The sequence below is a fragment of the Streptomyces sp. NPDC005775 genome (genome assembly GCF_042871565.1).
Classification (GTDB): Bacteria; Actinomycetota; Actinomycetes; order Streptomycetales; family Streptomycetaceae; genus Streptomyces.
Map to the genome: position 1 here is coordinate 468,065 of NZ_JBIAIU010000002.1, position 18,381 is coordinate 486,445.

Genomic DNA, 18,381 nt, shown 5'->3' on the forward strand with positions numbered 1-18,381 from the left:
ACGGGCTCGGCGTTTCAGGCCGCGATGCGCTCGAAGACCGCGGCGAGACCCTGGCCGCCGCCGATGCACATGGTCTCCAGGCCGTAGCGGGCCTCGCGGCGGTGCAGTTCCCTGGTGAGGGTGGCAAGGATGCGGGCGCCGGTGGCGCCGACGGGGTGGCCGAGCGAGACGCCCGAGCCGTTCACGTTGATCCGTTCCTCGTGGTCCTTGTCGCCGAGGCCCAGCTCGCGGGTGCAGGCCAGCACCTGGGCGGCGAAGGCCTCGTTGAGCTCGATCAGGTCGAGGTCGGCGAGGGTGAGCCCGGCGCGGGCCAGCGCGGTGCGGGTGGCGGGGACGGGGCCGATGCCCATGGTGGCGGCGGGCACGCCCGCGCGGGCGAAGGAGACCAGACGCACCAGCGGGGTGAGGCCGAGGCCTTCGGCGGTGGCGGCACTGGTCACCAGGCAGGCGGCCGCCGCGTCGTTCTGGCCGCTGGCGTTGCCCGCGGTGACCGTGGCCTGCGGGTCGGACTTGCCCAGGATCGGTCGGAGTGCGGCGAGCTGTTCGGCGGTGGTGTCGGGGCGGGGGTGCTCGTCCGCGGTGACCACCGTCTGCCCTTTGCGCGTCTTCACCGTGACGGGGACGGTCTCCGCCTCATACCGCCCCTCGGCCATGGCCCGGCCGGCGCGCTGCTGCGAGCGCAGGGCCAGGGCGTCCTGGTCGGCGCGGCTGATGTCGTACGCGCGGCGCAGGTTCTCCGCCGTCTCGATCATGCCGCCGGGCACGGGGTGGTGGGCACCGCCGGCGGTGACCCGGCCGCGGGCGAGCGAGTCGTGGAGCTGGAGGCCGGGCCCCTTGATGCCCCAGCGCCCGTCGTGCGTGTAGTACGGGGCGGCGCTCATCACGTCGACACCGCCGGCGATCACCACGTCACTGAACCCGGCCCTGATCTGCATCGCCGCGTCGAGGACGGCCTGGAGGCCCGAGCCGCAGCGGCGGTCGGTCTGGAGGCCGGTGACGGACTGCGGGAGCCCGGCGTCCAGGGCGGCGACCCGGCCGATGGCGGGGGCGTCGGAGGACGGGTAGGCGTGCCCGAGGATCACTTCGTCCACCCGGTCCGGGTCGATCCCCGTGCGGGCGACGACCTCGGCGATGACGCGGGCGGCGAGGGCGGCCGGCGTCTGCCCGGCGAACGCCCCGCCGAAGCGGCCGATGGGGGTGCGCAGCGGTTCGCAGATCACGACATCGTGTCGGTCGGGCACAGCGGGACCTTCCGGGAGCGGGGCAGGAGAGGACAAGGGTGTGCCATGACCTTCCCACCCACCGACTGAGTCGGTCCAATATCCAGTTTCCCCTGATTCAAGACGACTCATGTCTCAATGCGGACTCACTGAGCGGCTCTACGGAGTCGGCAGCGCGTCCTCCGCGACGGCGAGCACCGCACGCAGCGCGGCCGAAGGGTTGTCGGTCCGCCAGGCCAGCGCCGCCTGCCGCCGGATCGGCGGTCCGGCCAGGCGCCGGTAGACGAGGCCGCTCTGCTGGATGTGCTGGACGGACGTGACGGTCAGGGTGACCCCGACGCCCGCGGCGACGAGCGCCAGGATCGTGTACGAGTCGGGGGCCTCCTGCACCACCCGCGGGTTGAACCCGGCGGCCTCGCAGGCCCCCACCATCGCGTCCCGCACGGTCGAGCCGGTGTTCGCGGGGAACGAGACGAACGGCTCCCCGGCCAGCACCTCGATCGGAACGCTGTCCCGGGCGGCGAGCGGATGGTCGGAGGGCAGCGCGCACACCAGCTCCTCCTCGTCGATCACCCGGAAGGTGACGCCCGGCTGCGTCACCGGAAGGCGTACGAACCCCAGGTCGAGCGAGCCGTCCGCGACCCGGGCGAGCGCGACGTTGGCGTAGGTCTGGCCCGTCATGACGAGCTCGATCCCGGGATGGGCGGCGCGCACCGCCCGGGTCAGCCGGGGCAGCGTCTCGTGGCTGGAGGCACCCGCGAAGCCGATGCTGACCCGCCCGTACTCGCCGCGGCCGGCCGCCTTCGCGGCCCGTACGGCGGTGTCGAGGTCGTCGATCACGGTCCGCACCGGCGGGAGGAACGACTCCCCCGCGCTGGTCAGCCGCACCGAGCGGGTGTTGCGCTCGAAGAGCTGGACGCCCAGTTCCTTCTCCAGCCGGCGGATCTGCTGGCTCAGCGGCGGCTGGGCCATCTGCAACCGCTTGGCGGCCCGGCCGAAATGCAGTTCCTCGGCCACGGCGACGAACGCGAACAGATGACGCAGTTCCACGACCGCCCCTCCCTCAGCACCATTGATCAACCTGCCGTCTCGATCCGAGCTTAATTCGGTATTGGACAGCGAACAATGACCGCTGGCACCGTGGGGCGACGCGCGCGCCCGCACACGCAGAGGAGCACGGTGGCCCCGACGGAACGGACCGACCGGACTGACAAGTCGATGTCGATGAAGGCGGCGATCTCCGCCTTCGTCCATGACGGCGCCACCGTCTGCCTCGAAGGCTTCACCCATCTCATCCCGACCGCCGCGGGCCACGAGATCATCCGCCAGGGCCGGCGTGACCTCACCGTCGTGCGGATGACGGCGGACATCGTCGTGGACCAGATGATCGCCGCGGGCTGCGTGACCCGGCTGGTCTCCTCGTTCGTGGGCAACTCCTCGGCCGGTTCGCTCGGTGAGCTCCGCCGGCGGGTGGAGGGCGCGGACCCCGCACCCCTCGCCTTCGAGGAGTACAGCCACTACGGCATGGTCTGCCGCTACCTCGCCGGCGCGCAGCGGCTGCCGTTCCATCCGCTGCGCTCGTACGGCGGCAGCGATCTGCCGTCCGTCAACAGCGATCTGCGCAAGGTCACTTCGCCGTATCCCGGCCCGGACGGCGAGCCCGAGCAGATCTACGTCGTACCGCCCGTCAACCCGGATGTGACGATCATCCACGCCCAGCGCGCCGACCGCCGGGGCAACACCCAGATCTGAGGGCTGACCGGTGTCCAGGCCGAGGCGGTGTACGCGGCGGACAGGGCGATCGTCGTCGTGGAGGAGATCGTGGACGACGAGGTGATCCGCTCGGACCCCAACCGCACGCTCGTCCCCGCGCACGCGGTCGACGCGGTGGTCCGCTGCCCGCGCGGGGCGCATCCCTCGTTCGCCCAGGGCTACTACGACCGGGACAACGCCTTCTACCGGGCCTGGTCGCACATCAGCAAGGACCCGCGGCGGCTCCAGGAGTGGCTGGACGAGTGGGTGCGCGGGACGGCGGACCACGCGGAGTACGTCGACAAGCTCGGCGAGGAGTTCTGGGCCGGGCTCGCGGTCGGCGAGGCCCTCAGCGAGCCGGTGAACTACGGGCGCCGGCTGTGAGCGCCCCGGAAGGACCCGCCGCCATGGAACACGGGAAGGAACGGGCCCTGGCCACCACCGCACCCGCCGCCGTCACCTCGTCCGAACTGCTCTCCGTCGTCGCCTCCCGCGAACTGGCCGCCCGCCGTACCGTGTTCGCCGGCATCGGCCTGCCGACCCTCGCCACCGAACTCGCCCGTCTGACGGTCGCGCCCGGCGTCGAGGTGGTGTACGAGTCCGGTGTCTGCGGCGCCCATCCCTCGCACCTGCCGGAGACCATCGCCGACGCGGTCCTGATCACGGGGGCGGAGGCGGTGATCTCGATGCCGATGCTCTTCGGCTGTGTGCTGCAGGGCGGCCACATCGACGTCGGCTTCCTCGGTGCCGCGCAGATCGACCGCTGGGGCAACCTCAACACGTCGGTGATCGGCGCGTGGGACAGCCCTTCGGTCCGGCTGCCCGGCTCGGGCGGCGGCGTCGAGGTGATGGCCAACTCCCGTGAGGTCTTCGTGGTGATGCGCCGTCACCACCCGCGCTCCTTCCCGGCGGAGCTCGACTTCTGCACCACGCCGGGCCCCGACCGCGCGCTCGCCGAGGGCATCCGCCCGCTGGGCGCCGGTGTCACCCGGGTCATCACCGAACTGGGCATCATGGCTCGCGCGGGCGTGGGCGAGGAGTTGCGGCTGGTCGCCGTCCAGCCCGGGGTCACCGTGGACGAGGTCCGGGCCGCGACCGGCTGGGACCTGCGGGTCGCCGACACGGTCGCCGAGGTGCCGCCGCCGACCGGGGCGGAGTTGCGGCTGCTGCGCGAGGATGTCGACCCGGACCGCGTGTACCTGCGCTGATCCGCACCGGCCCGCCCGTCCGTCACCCACGTCACCACCCCATCGAGAGGACCAGGACCACCATGCGTATCAGGATCGTCGGCGCCGGAGCCATGGGCCGCGGCATCGCCCAGTGGGCGGCCTCCGCCGGACACACCGTCGAGCTGTGCGACGTGCGGCCGGAGGCGGTGGCGGAGGCGGCCGCCTTCGTACGGTCCATGCTGGAGCGGGCCGTGCACAAGGGCCGGATGTCCGCCGCGGACGCGGACGCCGCCCTGGACCGGCTGATCGCGCTGGACGACCCGTGGGCGCGGGGCCCCGGCGTCGAGCTGGTCGTCGAGGCCGTGCGGGAGGACCTGGCCACCAAGGCGGAGGTCTTCGGCCGCCTGGAGCGGGTGCTGCCCGCGTCGGCCGTCTTCGCCACCAACACCTCCTCGTTGTCGGTGACCCGGATCGCCGCCGGCCTGAAGGACCCGACGCGTCTGGCCGGACTGCACTTCTTCAACCCGGTCCCGCTGATGAGGATCGTCGAGGTGGTGCCCGGTGCCGCCACGCGGCCGGAGATCCCCCCGTTGCTGACCGCGCTCGTGGAGAGCTGCGGGCACCGCGCGGTGACGGTCGCCGACACGCCCGGCTTCCTCATCAACCACGCCGGGCGCGGGCTGGCGACGGAGGCGCTCGCGCTGCTGGAGGAGACGGTCACCGACCCGGCGGGCATCGACCGCATCGCACGGGACGTGCTGGGCCTGCGGATGGGCCCGTTCGAGCTGATGGACCTCACCGGACTCGATGTGACGGCCGCCGTCATCGACTCGGTCTGGGAGGGCTTCCGCCACGAGGACCGGCTCCGCCCCTCGTATCTGACCCCGAACCGCGTCGCGGCCGGACTGCACGGGCGCAAGACGGGACGCGGCTGGTTCGCGTACGGCTCCGAGGCGGCCGCGCCCGTGCCGGAGGCCCCGGTCACCGGCGACCCGGACCGGCCGGTGCACGTGGTCGCCGCGTCGCCGGCCGGGGAGGCGGATGCCGCGGCCCTCCGGGAGGCCCTGTCGGCGGCGGGCGCCACCGTCGGGGCCGGTGCGGCGCCGTCGGCCGGGGCCCTGGTGCTGGTGCCCGTCTGGGGCACCACGGTCGCCGCCGCGGTGGCCGCGCACGGGCTGCCCGCGGGGCGCACCTTCGGGGTGGACCCGTTGCCGGGGGCCGGGCGCCGCCGGGTGCTGGCCGTGACCCCGGCCGCGGAGCCCGCGGCGGCGCGGGACGCGCGTGCGGTGCTGGCGCGGCCCTCGGACGGCGGCGAGCCGTTCGCGGTGTCGGTGGTGCGGGACACGGCGGGCTCGGTCGCCCAGCGGCTGCTCGCGTCGATCGTCGCGGTCTCGGCGTCGATCGCGGAACGCTCGCTGGCGACGCCGGCCGACATCGATCAGGCGGTGACGACCGGTCTCGGCTACCCGAGGGGTCCGCTGGCCTGGGGCGACCGGATCGGTGCGGCGCGGATGCTGGAACTGCAGCGGGCCCTGCACGCGACGACGGGTGACCCGCGCCACCGTCCGACCCGCTGGGTCACCGAACGCGCGGCACTGGGCCTGGCACTGACGGACCCGGGCACCTCGCCGGCGGACTGCCTGGGCGGCGGCGAAGACGGCGCGGCGTGAGTGGGGCCGGGTGACCTGACCGATTCGTTCAAGACCGTGGGCCCGCCCCCGGCCTACGGTCGGATCATGACTCCACGACTCGACGCGATCTCCCTCACCACCGCGGACCTTGCCGCATCGCTCGCCTTCTACCGCCGGCTCGGCCTCGACATCCCGGCCGGCGCGGAATCCGCGCCCCATGTCGAAGTGACCCTCCCGGGCGGGCAGCGGCTGCTGTGGGACACCGAGGACGTCGTCCGATCCTTCGACCCCGAGTGGGCCGGGACGAACGGCGGGGAGCGGCTCGGGCTCGCCTTCCTCTGCGAGAGCCCGGCAGAGGTCGACTCCGTCTTCGCCGAGCTGACCGGTGCCGGTTACCGGGGCCATCTGAAGCCGTGGGACGCGGTGTGGGGGCAGCGCTACGCGGTGGTGCTCGATCCGGACGGCTGTGCGGTGTCGCTGTTCGCCGCCGCCGATTCCCAGCGGGACAGCCTCTAGGGGGTGGCTGACACCACCCGGGTGCCGGTGAAGTACTCGCTCAGGGTGGTGCCTGCCAGTTCGCGCATCTCCCGCGCGAGATGCGCCTGGTCGGCGCAGCCCGCCGCGAGCGCGGCCTCGGCGTACGGCATCCCGGACCGTACGAACTCCAGCGCCCGTTGGAGCCGCAGCACCCGGGCGAGCGTCTTGGGGCCGTATCCGAAGGAGGTCAGCGAGCGGCGGTGCAGCTGACGGGCGCCGAGGCCGACCGCCTCGGCCGTCTGCGCGACGGTGCGGCCGCTGTCCAGGTGCGCGGCGACGGACCGCATCGCCGGGTCCGGCGGCCCGGCGACCGCTGCCCGGCGCACGGCGATGTCGTCCAGCGCGGCAGCCGGGTCGGCGGCGCCGGCGACCCGCTCGGTGAGCTCCCTGACCTGTGCCCCCGGCCAGAGATCGGCCAGGGCGACGCGACGGTCGCGCAGTTCGTGCGCGGGCACGCCCAGCAGGGCGGGGGCCGCGCCGGGGGGGAAGCGGACACCGGCGAAGCTGCCGCCGTACGGTGCGGACGGGGGCTCCGCACGGGTGTCCGGGCCCGCGACGAGGAGCCTGCCGCCGATCCAGAGCAGGTCCATGCAGCCGTCGGGCAGCACCGGATGGACGGATCCCGGCGGCACGGTCAGGGTCCAGACCTTCGCACCGTCAACCCGCGACGCGCGCTCTTCGTACCTGTCGCCCATGGCACTAGTCTCGTCGACGGACGGAGAACGGGCGCGACGGCATCCCGGGGGCGGTCATGGCGGCACTGATGCAGTTCACCACCGACAGCGGCGAGACGGTGACGGTCGAGGTCGACCGGCACGCTCCGGGTGCGCAACTGGTCGCGCGCGACGGTCATGCGCTGGCCCGGGCGGAACGCACCTTCGACGAGGCGCTCCAGGGCATCCGGTCGGCGGCCGAGTCGGCGCTCTCCGTGTTCCGGGACGGCACCCTGAAACCGGACGGGGTGGAACTCGAATTCGGTGTGAAGATCACCGCCGAGGCCGGTGCGGTGATCGCGAAGAGTGCGCTGGAGGGCCATCTGACGGTCAAGCTGTCCTGGTCGCCGGGCTCGTCCGCCGAGGCGCCCGCGGCCCCGGGTGTCCCGCCCGTCGGCTGACGGCCCGCCCTCACTCGCCGGGGGGCTGCGGCTTGTCCGTGTCCTTCTCGCGGCTCGGCTGCAGCCGGGACTTCACGTCGTCCGGCGGCAGGAACCGCGACCACCGTTCCGGGAACTCGGACGGCATGTACGGGTAGTCGCCGTCGTCCCCGTCGTCCTCGTCGTCGTACGGGCCGCCGTAGCGGCTCTCCGCCTGGGTCCGGGCCACGAATTCGGCCGCCTGGACCGCGCGCACCCGGTCGTTGGCGGCACGGGCCGCCGCCGTCGCCACCGACGGCCACACCCGGTCGATGGCCGCGTTGACGGCGGCGCCCACCAGCACCGCGAACGCGGAGATGCCGATCCACAGCAGTACCGCGATCGGGGCGGCCAGTGACCCGTAGATCGTGGGCCCCTCGACCGTACTGGTGAGGTAGATCCGCAGCAGGAAGCTGCCGACCACCCACATCGCCAGCGCCATCAGGGCGCCCGGCATGTCCTCTATCCACGGTGAGCGGACGGGGACGGACACGTGGTACAGCGTGGTCAGGAAGGCGATGGACAGCAGTATCACCAGCGGCCAGTACAGGACGCTTATGACCTCGGTGCCCCAGGGGATGAACTCCACGACCCGGTCGGGGCCGACCACCAGCAGCGGCAGCACGACCGCGCCCAGCAGCAGCGCCACCACGTACAGCAGGAAGGCGAGCATCCGGGTCTTGACGATGCCGCGCTGGCCGTCGAGCCCGTACATGACGGTGATCGTGTCGATGAAGACGTTGACCGCTCGCGAACCGGACCAGAGCGCGATCGCGAAACCGATGGAGATGACGTCGGGCCGGGCCCCGGTGGTGACGTCCGCCAGGAGCGGTTTGGCGAAGTCGTTGACGCCCCGCTCGGAGAGCACCGTATGGGCGGCGCTGAGGATGTTGCGCTCGATGGAGGCGACCGTGGTGGTGCTGGTCCACTCGTCGACGTAACCGAGCAGACCGATCAGTCCGAGGAGCAGCGGAGGCAGGGACAGCAGGGTGAAGAACGCCGCCTCGGCGGCGAGTCCCAGAATGCGGTACTCCATGCACGAGTTGACGGTGTCCTTCAGCAACTGCCAGGCCAGTTGGCGCTTGGACACGTTGCGGTAGAGCACTCTGGCCCGGTGGAGCCGGCCCGGCGGCCGCTCGGGTGTTTCATTTGCTGCCTGCACGTCCTTACCGTATCGGCATGGCAGCCACCACCCACACAGTGTCCAACCAGGCCCCTCCCCTCCTCGGCTACGACGTCTTCGGCGCGGACCGGGTGCTCACCGAAGCCGTGGAGCGGCACCTCCCGGCAGACCTGCTCGACGACGCGCGCAGGGGGCTCGCCGAGCTCGGCCGGTCCGCCGGTTCCGCCCAGGCCGCGGGCTGGGGCGCGCAGGCCAACGAGAATCCACCGAGGCTGCGGACCCATGACCGCTACGGGAACCGCATCGACGAGGTGGAGTTCCACCCGGCCTGGCACCGGCTGCTCGGCCATGCCGTGTCCGCCGGTCTGACCGACGCCTGGGACCGTCCGGGCGGGCACGTGCGCCGGACCGCCGGCTTCCTGGTGTGGACGCAGGCCGAGGCGGGCAACGGCTGCCCGCTCTCGATGACGCACGCGGCGGTGCCCGCGCTGCGGACCGATCCGGCGGTGGCCGCCGAGTGGGAGCCGTTGCTGACCTCGCGCGTGTACGACAAGGAGTTGCGGCCGGCCGGGCAGAAGTCCGGCGCGCTCCTCGGAATGGGCATGACGGAGAAGCAGGGCGGGACGGACGTACGGTCCAACACGACCCGCGCCGAGCCCCTCTCCGGCGAGGGGGAGTATCTGCTCACGGGGCACAAGTGGTTCTGCTCGGCGCCGATGTCCGACGGGTTCCTGGTGCTGGCGCAGGCCCCCGGCGGGCTGACGTGTTTCCTGCTGCCCCGGGTGCTGGCGGACGGCACGCGCAACGTCTTCGCGATCCAGCGGCTGAAGGACAAACTGGGCAACCGGTCCAACGCCTCGGCCGAGGTCGAGTTCGACGGTACGTGGGCGCGCCGGGTCGGTGAGGAGGGGCGCGGGGTGCGCACCATCATCGACATGGTGGCGGCGACCCGGCTGGACTGTGTGACCGGCTCGGCGGCGCTGATGCGGCAGGCGGTCGCGCAGGCGGTCCACCACACCACGTACCGGAGCGCGTTCGGCGGGGTGCTGGTCGACAAGCCGCTGATGCGCAACGTGCTGGCCGATCTGGCGCTGGAGTCGGAAGCCGCGACGGTGCTCGCGATGCGGCTCGCGGCGGCGTACGACGCCGGGACCGAGAGCGAGGCGGCGTTCCTGCGCATCGCGGTGCCCACGGCGAAGTACTGGGTGACGAAGCGGTGCACCCCGCTCGTGGCCGAGGCACTGGAGTGCCTGGGCGGCAACGGATACGTGGAGGAGTCGGGAATGCCCCGGCTGCTGCGCGAGGCACCGCTCAACTCGATCTGGGAGGGCTCGGGGAACGTACAGGCGCTGGATGTGCTGCGGGCCCTGCAACGGGAGCCGCTGGCGCTGAACGCGTTCCTCCAGGAGGTCGGGCGGGCCCGGGGCGCCGACCACCGGCTCGACGGGGCGATCAAGGGGCTGCTGACCGAGCTCGCCGATCTGCAGGGGATCGAGGCGCGGGCCCGCCGGCTCGTGGAGCGGATGGCACTGGTGCTGCAGGGTTCGCTGCTGGTGCGCTGGGCTCCGTCGGAGGTCTCCGACGCGTTCTGCGCGTCACGCCTGGGCGGCGAGTGGGGTGCGGCGTTCGGGACGCTGCCGCACACCCTGGACCTGGCGTCGGTCGTCGAACGGGCGCGGCCCGTGGAGCGTTGACCCGGGCGGTGCCAGCAACGGGGGGTGGTGCTGCGCCGACACGGCACCACCCCCCATGCTGTACACACCGGACTTCGGGGCGGAAACCCCGCCGTGCGGTGTGCCGCCACTCTTGTACGACCGGGGTGGCCTCGCCAGAGTTGCAGAGGGTTGCAACCATTGTGTGGAGTTGCGACACCGGGCCCCACGAAGCGGCAGGATGGGCGCCGTGGCCCTTGGCACGGTCCTGGTACTGACACTGGCACTGGCACCTGAGGGGGATCCGACGTGGAGACAAGTCCTGTCGATGTGATGCGGCCGGATGCGCAGGAGCCCGGCCGGTCCGCGCGCCTGCTCCACCGGGCCCGGGAGGCACGGGTGACGGGACAGCGGATGCCCGTCCGGCCGCGTGCGGAGATCGGGGCCTCGTGGGACCGGGTGCTGCGCAGCGGCATCGATCCGGAGCAGTCCACCCAGAGCGTGCTGCTGGAGATGGAGGAGATCGAGCACCGGCGACGGAGTTCCGTGCTGGGCGAGGTGATGCCGCTGCTCAGTGACGGGCTGGTGAGCATCGCGGACGCCTCGCAGCAGATCATGGTGGTCACCGATGTGGAGGGCCGGGTGCTGTGGCGCCAGGGCAACACGGGTGTGCTGCGCCGGGCCGACGGCATCTGTCTGGCCGAGGGCGCCGCCTGGTCGGAGGAGACCACCGGTACCAACGCGATCGGCACCGCGCTCGCCTCGCGCGCCCCGGTGCAGGTCCACTCCGCGGAGCACTTCGTCCGCAGTCTGCACGGCTGGACGTGCGCGGCGGCGCCGGTGCGCGACCCGCGCGACGGGCGGCTGATGGGGATCGTCGACATCAGCGGTCCGGCGAACACGTTCCATCCCACGACGCTCGCCCTGGTGGGTTCGGTGGCCCGGCTCGCCGAGAGCGAGATCAGGACGCAGCACCTGCAGTCGATCGACCGGCTCCGTTCGGTGGCGGCGCCCATGCTGTGCCGGCTGGGGGGCCGGGCGCTGGCGGTGGACGGCAACGGCTGGCTGGCGGCGGTCACCGGGATGCCGCCGGTGGACCGGCTGCCGCTGCCGAAGTCCGTACAGCCGGGCCGGGTGTGGCTGCCCTCGCTCGGGATGTGCCGGGTGGAGCCGCTGCCGGGCGGCTGGCTGGTGCAGGTAGCGGACGGGGCGATGGACAGTCCCCCGCGCCGCGTCGTGCTCGATCTGAGCCTGCCGCGCAGTTTGGCGGTGAACGTGGTGAGCCCGGTGGGCACGTGGACGCAGCGGCTCTCCCCCCGCCACGCCGAGCTGCTGTACGCGCTGGCCCTGCACCCCGAGGGGCGTACGGCCTCCGAGCTGGCGGAGGACCTCTTCGGGGATCCGACGAGGACGGTGACGGTCCGGGCCGAGATCTCGCGGCTGCGGCGCCACCTCGCGGAGGTGCTGGCGCACCGCCCGTACCGCTTCGGCGAGGGGGTCGAGGTGGAGGTGATCCGTCCGGAGCACCCGGGCGATCTGCTGCCGCGGTCGAAGGCGCCGGTGGTGGTGAGGGCCCGCGGCGCCTCCTGAGCACCGTTCCCGCAGGTCCCGGCTTGGGCTGGGGAAGAGACGCGTGGTTCTCTGGCAGTCATGAGCAACCCCGAACGTGCATCCGGTCCCGCCCTCGCCGAGGTGACCATCTGGTCCCTGGAACAGACCTCCCCCGCCGATCTGCGGCCCTCCGCGGTGCCGGGGCCCGACGTACGGATCGTCCGGTCCGAGGTGCCGTCGCCCGAGTTCAGCCGCTTCCTCTATACGGCGGTCGGCGGCGACATCCGGTGGACGGACCGCCTGTCGATGTCGTACGCCCAGTGGCAGGAGGTCCTGGACCGGCCGGGTGCGGAGACCTGGGTGGCGTACGTCAACGGGACGCCGGCCGGATACGTGGAGCTGGACCCGCAGGACGACGGCGTGGTCGAGATCATGTACTTCGGCCTCCTCCCGGCCTTCCGGGGGCGCCGGATCGGCGGGCACCTCCTCTCGTACGGGGCCGCCCGCGCCTGGGACCTGGCCGAGCGGTGGCCGGAGCGGCCCACGACGAAGCGGGTGTGGGTGCACACCTGCTCCAAGGACGGACCGCACGCGATGGGCAACTACGAGCGCCGGGGCTTCCGGCTGTTCGAGACCCGCACCGAGCTGGAGCCCGAGGTCGCCACACCGGGCCCGTGGCCGGAGTCCGGCCGGACTCTGCTTCCCTAGGGTCTCTCGTTCTGGACGGGAGACCCCAGGCCCTCCCGTAAGAAATGCACACGATTGTCCGGCTTTCCGGCCGACAGGCGCCCGCCACGCACGTGACGGGCGCCACATAATCTCACCTGTCGGGACAGTCTCGTCCACATCATGGATAGTGGTGGACTGCCCCGAGACCCGCGTGACAGGCTTCCGTCATGCCTGGAACTGGAATTGCCTTGGTGAGTCGACGCCACGTCGACCTCGGCCGCATGTCCAGCGCCATCTGTCCGGCGAGCTGAGAGTCCCAGCACCGCCGCGATCACCCTTTCTCTGCAAATCCTGCGCACCGCCGCGCCCAGACGCGAGTGTGCAGTTCAGAGCCGCCCTCCTGCAGTCCCGAAGGACGTACCGTCATGGCCGTTACCCCGGAACAGCCCGCGCCCGCCGCGCCCCGCCGCAAAGCGGGGCGTCACCGTGGCGAAGGTCAGTGGGCCCTGGGGCACTACACCCCACTGAACGGCAATGAGCAGTTCAAGAAGGACGACGACAGTCTCAACGTGCGGACGCGCATTGAGACGATCTACTCCAAGCGCGGGTTCGACTCGATCGACCCCAACGACCTTCGTGGACGCATGCGCTGGTGGGGCCTGTACACACAGCGGCGAGCCGGGATCGACGGCGGCAAGACGGCCGTCCTGGAGCCCGAGGAGCTCGAGGACAAGTACTTCATGATGCGGGTCCGCATCGACGGCGGACGGCTGACCACCGCGCAGCTGCGCGTCATCGGCGAGATCTCCGAGGAGTACGCCCGCGGCAGCGCGGACATCACCGACCGGCAGAACGTCCAGATGCACTGGATCCGCATCGAGGACGTCCCGGCGATCTGGGAGAAGCTGGAGGCCGTCGGCCTCTCCACCACCGAGGCGTGCGGTGACTGCCCCCGTACGATGATCGGCTCCCCGGTGGCCGGCATCGCCGCCGACGAGATCATCGACGGCACCTCGGCGCTGGACGAGATCCACGAGCGCTACATCGGCAACCCGGAGTTCTCCAACCTGCCGCGCAAGTTCAAGACCGCCATCTCCGGCTCCCCCGTGCAGGACGTGGTGCACGAGATCAACGACATCGCGTTCGTCGGTGTCGAGCACCCCGAGCACGGCCCCGGCTTCGACCTCTGGGTCGGCGGCGGTCTCTCCACCAACCCGCGACTGGCCGAACGCCTGGGCGCCTGGGTGCCGTTGGACGAGGTCGCGGACGTGTGGGCCGGTGTCGTGGGGATCTTCCGCGACTACGGCTACCGCCGGCTCCGCAACCGCGCCCGGTTGAAGTTCCTGGTCGCCGACTGGGGCGTCGCCAAGTTCCGTCAGGTGCTGGAGGACGAGTACCTGAAGCGTCCGATGCTGGACGGGCCCGCGCCCGCGGAACCGAGCAGCCGCTGGCGCGACCACATCGGTGTCCACCCGCAGCAGGACGGCCGTTTCTACGTCGGCTTCGCGCCGCGCGTCGGACGGGTCGACGGCTCCACCCTCGCCAAGGTCGCCGATCTCGCGGAGGCGCACGGCTCGGGCCGGGTGCGTACCACCGTCGAGCAGAAGATGATCATCCTCGACGTGGAGCAGGACCGGGTCGAGTCCCTGTCCGCCGGTCTCGAAGCACTCGGCTTCCAGGTGAAGCCGTCCACGTTCCGCCGCGGCACGATGGCCTGCACCGGCATCGAGTACTGCAAGCTGGCGATCGTCGAGACCAAGGCGCGCGGCGCCGAGCTCATCGACGAACTGGAGCGCCGCCTCCCGGAGTTCGACGAGCCGCTCACCATCAACATCAACGGCTGCCCCAACGCCTGCGCCCGCATCCAGACGGCGGACATCGGCCTCAAGGGCCAGCTCATGCTGGACGGCGAGGGCAACCAGGTCGAGGGCTACCAGGTGCACCTGGGCGGCGCGCTCGGCCTGGAGGCCGGCTTCGGCCGCAAGGTCCGCGGCCTGAAGGTCACCTCGGCCGAACTGCCGGACTACGTCGAGCGGGTGCTCGGGAACTTCCAGAAGGAGCGCGAGGACGACGAGCGCTTCGCGACCTGGGCGGCCCGGGCCAGTGCGGAGTCGCTGTCATGAGCGAGCGCGCAGCCCCGTTCCACTGCCCCTACTGCGGCGACGAGGACCTGCGTCCGCACGAGACAGGACACGGGGCCTGGGAATGCGCCTCCTGCAACCGGGCGTTCCAGCTGAAGTTCCTGGGCCTGCTGGCCCGGGGACTGGAGCGCAACAACGGTGAAGGGGACGGGATATGACGGACACTCTGCAAACCGGAGAGCTTTCCGCTGCCGAGCTCAAGGACCTGGCCGAGCGCGCGGGCCGGGAGCTGGAGGACGCCTCCGCGCTGGAGATCCTCCAGTGGGCCACCCGCACCTTCGGCGCGCGGTTCTGTGTGACGTCGTCCATGGAGGACGCGGTCGTCGCGCACCTCGCCTCCCGGGCGCTGCCCGGGGTGGACGTGGTCTTCCTCGACACGGGCTACCACTTCCCCGAGACCATCGGCACGCGTGACGCGGTGGAGGCGGTGATGGACGTCAACGTCATCACGCTGACCCCGCGGCAGACGGTGGCCGAGCAGGACGCCGAGTACGGGCCGAAGCTGCACGACCGGGACCCGGACCTCTGCTGCAAGCTGCGCAAGGTCAAGCCGCTGGAGGAGGGCCTGACCTCGTACGCGGCCTGGGCGACCGGGCTGCGCCGCGACGAGTCCCCCACCCGGGCGAACACCCCGGTGGTCGGCTGGGACGAGAAGCGGCAGAAGGTCAAGGTGTCGCCGATCGCCCGCTGGACCCAGGACGACGTCGACGCGTACGTCGCCGAGCACGGAGTGCTCACCAACCCGCTGCTGATGGACGGTTACGCCTCCGTGGGCTGCGCCCCCTGCACCCGCCGGGTGCTGGAGGGCGAGGACGCGCGGGCCGGACGCTGGGCCGGGCGTGGCAAGACCGAATGCGGGCTGCACGACTGATGACGACTGATCAGGAGACTTCGATGAGCGTGACGGAGACGGGAGCCACCGTCTGGCTGACCGGTCTGCCGAGCGCGGGCAAGACCACCATCGCGTACGAACTCGCCGGGCGGCTGCGCGGCGAGGGCCACCGGGTGGAGGTGCTCGACGGCGACGAGATCCGCGAGTTCCTCTCCGCGGGCCTCGGCTTCACCCGCGAGGACCGCCACACCAACGTCCAGCGGATCGGCTTCGTCGCCGAACTCCTGGCGGCCAACGGCGTGAAGGTGCTGGTCCCGGTCATCGCCCCGTACGCGGACAGCCGTGACGCGGTCCGCAAGCGGCACATGGCCGAGGGCACCGCGTATCTGGAGGTGCACGTCGCCACTCCGGTCGAGGTGTGCTCGGTGCGTGATGTGAAGGGGCTGTACGCCAAGCAGGCGGCGGGCGAGATCAGCGGGCTGACCGGGGTGGACGACCCCTATGAGGCGCCCGAGTCGCCCGATCTGCGGATCGAGTCGCACCAGCAGACCGTGCAGGAGTCCGCGGCGGAGCTGTACGCGCTGCTGAGCGAGAGGGGTGCAGCGTGACGACCGTCGCGACTGTGTCGGAAGGCACCGACAATCCGTACGCACTCAGCCACCTGGACTCCCTGGAGTCCGAGGCGGTGCACATCTTCCGTGAGGTGGCGGGTGAGTTCGAGCGGCCGGTGATCCTGTTCTCCGGTGGCAAGGACTCGATCCTGATGCTGCACCTGGCGCTCAAGGCGTTCGCGCCCGCGCCGGTGCCGTTCACGCTGCTGCACGTGGACACCGGGCACAACTTCCCCGAGGTCCTGGAGTACCGCGACCGCACCGTCGCCGAGCACGGGCTGCGCCTGCACGTCGCCTCCGTACAGGAGTACATCGACGCCGGGAAGCTCCGCGAGCGCCCCGACGGCACCCGCAACCCGCTGCAGACCGTGCCGCTGACCGAGGCGATCCAGCAGCACCGCTTCGACGCCGTGTTCGGCGGCGGCCGCCGCGACGAGGAGAAGGCGCGCGCCAAGGAGCGGGTCTTCTCGCTGCGCGACGAGTTCTCCCAGTGGGATCCGCGCCGCCAGCGCCCCGAACTGTGGCAGCTCTACAACGGCCGGCACGCCGCCGGGGAGCACGTCCGGGTCTTCCCGATCTCCAACTGGACCGAGCTCGACGTCTGGCAGTACATCGAGCGCGAGGGCATCGAGCTCCCGCAGATCTACTTCGCCCACGAGCGCGAGGTGTTCAACCGATCCGGCATGTGGCTGACCGCGGGCGACTGGGGCGGCCCCAAGGAGCACGAGAGCGTCGAGACCCGCCAGGTGCGCTACCGCACGGTCGGCGACATGTCCTGCACCGGTGCCGTCGACTCCGACGCCACCACGCTGGACGCCGTGATCACCGAGATCGCCGCCTCCCGGCTCACCGAGCGGGGCGCGACCCGCGCCGACGACAAGATGTCCGAGGCCGCGATGGAAGACCGCAAGCGCGAGGGGTACTTCTAAAATGACCACACCCACCCAGTTGGCCGAGCAGTTGTCGACCACCACCCTGCTGCGGTTCGCCACCGCGGGGTCCGTCGACGACGGCAAGTCCACCCTCGTCGGACGGCTGCTGCACGACTCCAAGTCGGTCCTCACCGACCAGCTGGAGGCGGTCGAGGACGCGTCCCGCAAGCGCGGCCAGGAGGCACCGGACCTGGCGCTGCTGACCGACGGGCTGCGGGCCGAGCGCGAGCAGGGCATCACCATCGATGTCGCCTACCGCTACTTCGCCACCACCCGGCGCCGGTTCATCCTCGCCGACACCCCGGGCCACGTGCAGTACACCCGCAACATGGTGACGGGCGCCTCCACGGCCGAGCTGGCCGTGGTCCTGGTCGACGCCCGTAACGGTGTCGTCGAGCAGACCCGCCGGCACGCCGCCGTCGCGGCCCTGCTCCGCGTCCCGCACGTGGTGCTGGCCGTGAACAAGATGGACCTGGTCGACTACGCGGAGCCGGTGTTCGCCGCCATAGCCGAGGAGTTCACCGCGTACGCGGCCTCCCTCGGTGTCCCGGAGATCACCGCGATCCCGATCTCGGCGCTGGCCGGTGACAACGTCGTGGAACCGTCCGCGAACATGGACTGGTACGGCGGCCCGACGGTCCTGGAACACCTGGAGACGGTCCCGGTCAGCCATGACCTCACCGCCTGCCACGCCCGATTCCCCGTCCAGTACGTGATCCGGCCGCAGACCGCCGAGCTCCCCGACTACCGGGGCTACGCGGGCCAGATCGCCGCCGGTGTGTTCCGGGTCGGCGAGCCCGTCACCGTGCTGCCCTCAGGCCGCACGTCGACGATCGCCGGCATCGATCTGCTCGGCGACAGCGTGGACATCGCCTGGGCCCCCCAGTCGGTCACCCTGCGCCTGACCGATGACATCGACGTCTCGCGCGGCGACCTGATCGCCCCGGTGAGCGACTCCCCCGCGGTCACCCAGGACGTCGAGGCGACCGTCTGCCACGTCGCCGACGAGCCGCTCACGGTGGGCCAGCGGGTGCTGATCAAGCACACCACCCGCACCGTCAAGGCGATCGTCAAGGACATCCCCTCCCGGCTGACCCTGGACGACCTCTCGCAGCACCCGGCCCCCGGCCGGCTCGTCGCCAACGACATCGGCCGGGTCGTCGTCCGCACCGCCGAGCCCCTCGCGCTCGACGCGTACGCCGACTCGCGCCGCACCGGTTCCTTCCTGCTGATCGACCCGGCGGACGGCACCACGCTCTCGGCCGGCATGGCGGGCGCCTCGTTCGCCGCCGTGGCGCAGGCCGAGGCCCCGTCGGACGACGACGCGGAGTGGGACTTCTGATGAGCACCGACGTCTTCTCGACCTTCGCGAAGGAGGGCGGCCGTGTCGGCAGCGGCGCCCTCGGCAGCGGCCAGGGCGGGGTCGCGC

At 71.9% G+C, this 18,381-nt stretch carries 17 protein-coding genes and 2 pseudogenes; 15 read left to right on the plus strand and 4 right to left on the minus strand.

Annotation, left to right across the window (positions count from 1 at the left end):
* Window positions 1-14: 14 nt before the first annotated feature.
* Together ACFYPA_RS05700 and ACFYPA_RS05705 are read right to left on the minus strand one after the other, a co-directional pair.
* Window positions 15-1,241, minus strand: coding sequence for an acetyl-CoA C-acetyltransferase (locus ACFYPA_RS05700; RefSeq protein ID WP_389129748.1), 1,227 nt, complete (start codon window positions 1,239-1,241; stop codon window positions 15-17).
* 138 nt (window positions 1,242-1,379) lie between these two features.
* Window positions 1,380-2,270, minus strand: a complete 891-nt coding sequence (locus ACFYPA_RS05705; protein WP_359081817.1) for a LysR family transcriptional regulator — start codon at window positions 2,268-2,270, stop codon at window positions 1,380-1,382.
* 168 nt (window positions 2,271-2,438) lie between these two features.
* Here ACFYPA_RS05705 and ACFYPA_RS05710 point away from each other — a divergent pair.
* The 4 genes and pseudogenes from ACFYPA_RS05710 to ACFYPA_RS05725 all read left to right on the plus strand — a co-directional run bounded on the left by ACFYPA_RS05710 (window position 2,439) and on the right by ACFYPA_RS05725 (window position 6,288).
* Window positions 2,439-3,356, plus strand: a pseudogene (locus ACFYPA_RS05710) (CoA transferase subunit A).
* A gap of 23 nt (window positions 3,357-3,379) precedes the next feature.
* Complete coding sequence (locus ACFYPA_RS05715; protein ID WP_359318870.1) at window positions 3,380-4,180, plus strand: CoA-transferase; 801 nt, start codon at window positions 3,380-3,382, stop codon at window positions 4,178-4,180.
* Between the two features lie 62 nt (window positions 4,181-4,242).
* Entirely contained in the window at window positions 4,243-5,811 is a 1,569-nt protein-coding gene (locus tag ACFYPA_RS05720; protein WP_359318873.1) for a 3-hydroxyacyl-CoA dehydrogenase, read from the plus strand.
* A 66-nt stretch (window positions 5,812-5,877) separates the two neighbouring features.
* Entirely contained in the window at window positions 5,878-6,288 is a 411-nt protein-coding gene (locus ACFYPA_RS05725) for a VOC family protein (protein WP_359081811.1), read from the plus strand.
* A 29-nt stretch (window positions 6,289-6,317) separates the two neighbouring features.
* On the opposite strand, the pseudogene ACFYPA_RS05730 reads toward ACFYPA_RS05725, so the two are convergent.
* A pseudogene (locus tag ACFYPA_RS05730) lies at window positions 6,318-7,004 on the minus strand (helix-turn-helix domain-containing protein); the annotation flags it as partial.
* 56 nt (window positions 7,005-7,060) lie between these two features.
* On the opposite strand from ACFYPA_RS05730, the gene ACFYPA_RS05735 reads away from it, so the two are divergent.
* Window positions 7,061-7,423: a CU044_2847 family protein gene (locus ACFYPA_RS05735; protein WP_359081807.1), complete on the plus strand. Its 363-nt coding sequence runs from the start codon at window positions 7,061-7,063 to the stop codon at window positions 7,421-7,423.
* Window positions 7,424-7,433: 10 nt separating this feature from the next.
* Here the strand turns inward: ACFYPA_RS05735 and ACFYPA_RS05740 are convergent, their stop codons facing one another.
* The gene (locus tag ACFYPA_RS05740; RefSeq protein WP_359082032.1) at window positions 7,434-8,546 is read right to left on the minus strand and encodes a YihY/virulence factor BrkB family protein; all 1,113 of its coding nucleotides are present in this window, start codon (window positions 8,544-8,546) and stop codon (window positions 7,434-7,436) included.
* 74 nt (window positions 8,547-8,620) lie between these two features.
* Here ACFYPA_RS05740 and ACFYPA_RS05745 point away from each other — a divergent pair, with 74 nt between their 5' ends.
* The 10 genes from ACFYPA_RS05745 to ACFYPA_RS05790 all read left to right on the plus strand — a co-directional run bounded on the left by ACFYPA_RS05745 (window position 8,621) and on the right by ACFYPA_RS05790 (window position 18,294).
* Complete coding sequence (locus ACFYPA_RS05745) at window positions 8,621-10,258, plus strand: acyl-CoA dehydrogenase family protein (protein ID WP_359318879.1); 1,638 nt, start codon at window positions 8,621-8,623, stop codon at window positions 10,256-10,258.
* A gap of 291 nt (window positions 10,259-10,549) precedes the next feature.
* Window positions 10,550-11,806 carry a GAF domain-containing protein gene (locus tag ACFYPA_RS05750; RefSeq protein ID WP_359082031.1) on the plus strand — a complete coding sequence of 419 codons (1,257 nt, stop codon included), beginning with the start codon at window positions 10,550-10,552 and terminating at the stop codon, window positions 11,804-11,806.
* A gap of 60 nt (window positions 11,807-11,866) precedes the next feature.
* On the plus strand, window positions 11,867-12,475 hold the full coding sequence (locus tag ACFYPA_RS05755) for a GNAT family N-acetyltransferase (protein ID WP_359349473.1): 609 nt from the start codon (window positions 11,867-11,869) through the stop codon (window positions 12,473-12,475).
* A gap of 188 nt (window positions 12,476-12,663) precedes the next feature.
* Window positions 12,664-12,747, plus strand: coding sequence for a putative leader peptide (locus ACFYPA_RS05760; protein WP_310739661.1), 84 nt, complete (start codon window positions 12,664-12,666; stop codon window positions 12,745-12,747).
* Between the two features lie 114 nt (window positions 12,748-12,861).
* On the plus strand, window positions 12,862-14,559 hold the full coding sequence (locus tag ACFYPA_RS05765) for a nitrite/sulfite reductase (protein WP_359349471.1): 1,698 nt from the start codon (window positions 12,862-12,864) through the stop codon (window positions 14,557-14,559).
* A complete protein-coding gene (locus tag ACFYPA_RS05770; protein ID WP_389129754.1) occupies window positions 14,556-14,735 on the plus strand; it encodes a hypothetical protein in 180 nt (59 codons plus the stop codon). Before ACFYPA_RS05765 ends, ACFYPA_RS05770 begins: the two co-directional genes overlap by 4 nt.
* Window positions 14,732-15,448, plus strand: a complete 717-nt coding sequence (locus tag ACFYPA_RS05775) for a phosphoadenylyl-sulfate reductase (protein ID WP_359318886.1) — start codon at window positions 14,732-14,734, stop codon at window positions 15,446-15,448. The genes ACFYPA_RS05770 and ACFYPA_RS05775 overlap by 4 nt, the downstream gene beginning before the upstream one ends.
* Window positions 15,449-15,471: 23 nt before the next feature.
* Window positions 15,472-16,017 (plus strand): adenylyl-sulfate kinase, encoded by a 546-nt coding sequence (gene cysC, locus ACFYPA_RS05780; protein WP_389129757.1) that lies wholly within the window; start codon window positions 15,472-15,474, stop codon window positions 16,015-16,017.
* Complete coding sequence (cysD, locus tag ACFYPA_RS05785) at window positions 16,014-16,949, plus strand: sulfate adenylyltransferase subunit CysD (protein WP_359081796.1); 936 nt, start codon at window positions 16,014-16,016, stop codon at window positions 16,947-16,949. Before cysC ends, cysD begins: the two co-directional genes overlap by 4 nt.
* 1 nt (window position 16,950) lies before the next feature.
* Window positions 16,951-18,294, plus strand: coding sequence for a sulfate adenylyltransferase subunit 1 (locus ACFYPA_RS05790; RefSeq protein ID WP_389129761.1), 1,344 nt, complete (start codon window positions 16,951-16,953; stop codon window positions 18,292-18,294).
* Window positions 18,295-18,381 lie beyond the last annotated feature (87 nt).

Excerpts from the sequence above, each read along its gene's own strand:
- ACFYPA_RS05715 (WP_359318870.1), top strand. The coding sequence starts at position 3,380 with ATGGAACACGGGAAGGAACGGGCCCTGGCCACCACCGCACCCGCCGCC.
- ACFYPA_RS05720 (WP_359318873.1), top strand. The coding sequence starts at position 4,243 with ATGCGTATCAGGATCGTCGGCGCCGGAGCCATGGGCCGCGGCATCGCC.
- ACFYPA_RS05725 (WP_359081811.1), top strand. The coding sequence starts at position 5,878 with ATGACTCCACGACTCGACGCGATCTCCCTCACCACCGCGGACCTTGCC.
- ACFYPA_RS05735 (WP_359081807.1), top strand. The coding sequence starts at position 7,061 with ATGGCGGCACTGATGCAGTTCACCACCGACAGCGGCGAGACGGTGACG.
- ACFYPA_RS05745 (WP_359318879.1), top strand. The coding sequence starts at position 8,621 with ATGGCAGCCACCACCCACACAGTGTCCAACCAGGCCCCTCCCCTCCTC.
- ACFYPA_RS05750 (WP_359082031.1), top strand. The coding sequence starts at position 10,550 with ATGCGGCCGGATGCGCAGGAGCCCGGCCGGTCCGCGCGCCTGCTCCAC.
- ACFYPA_RS05755 (WP_359349473.1), top strand. The coding sequence starts at position 11,867 with ATGAGCAACCCCGAACGTGCATCCGGTCCCGCCCTCGCCGAGGTGACC.
- ACFYPA_RS05760 (WP_310739661.1), top strand. The coding sequence starts at position 12,664 with ATGCCTGGAACTGGAATTGCCTTGGTGAGTCGACGCCACGTCGACCTC.
- ACFYPA_RS05765 (WP_359349471.1), top strand. The coding sequence starts at position 12,862 with ATGGCCGTTACCCCGGAACAGCCCGCGCCCGCCGCGCCCCGCCGCAAA.
- ACFYPA_RS05770 (WP_389129754.1), top strand. The coding sequence starts at position 14,556 with ATGAGCGAGCGCGCAGCCCCGTTCCACTGCCCCTACTGCGGCGACGAG.
- ACFYPA_RS05775 (WP_359318886.1), top strand. The coding sequence starts at position 14,732 with ATGACGGACACTCTGCAAACCGGAGAGCTTTCCGCTGCCGAGCTCAAG.
- cysC (WP_389129757.1), top strand. The coding sequence starts at position 15,472 with ATGAGCGTGACGGAGACGGGAGCCACCGTCTGGCTGACCGGTCTGCCG.
- ACFYPA_RS05790 (WP_389129761.1), top strand. The coding sequence starts at position 16,951 with ATGACCACACCCACCCAGTTGGCCGAGCAGTTGTCGACCACCACCCTG.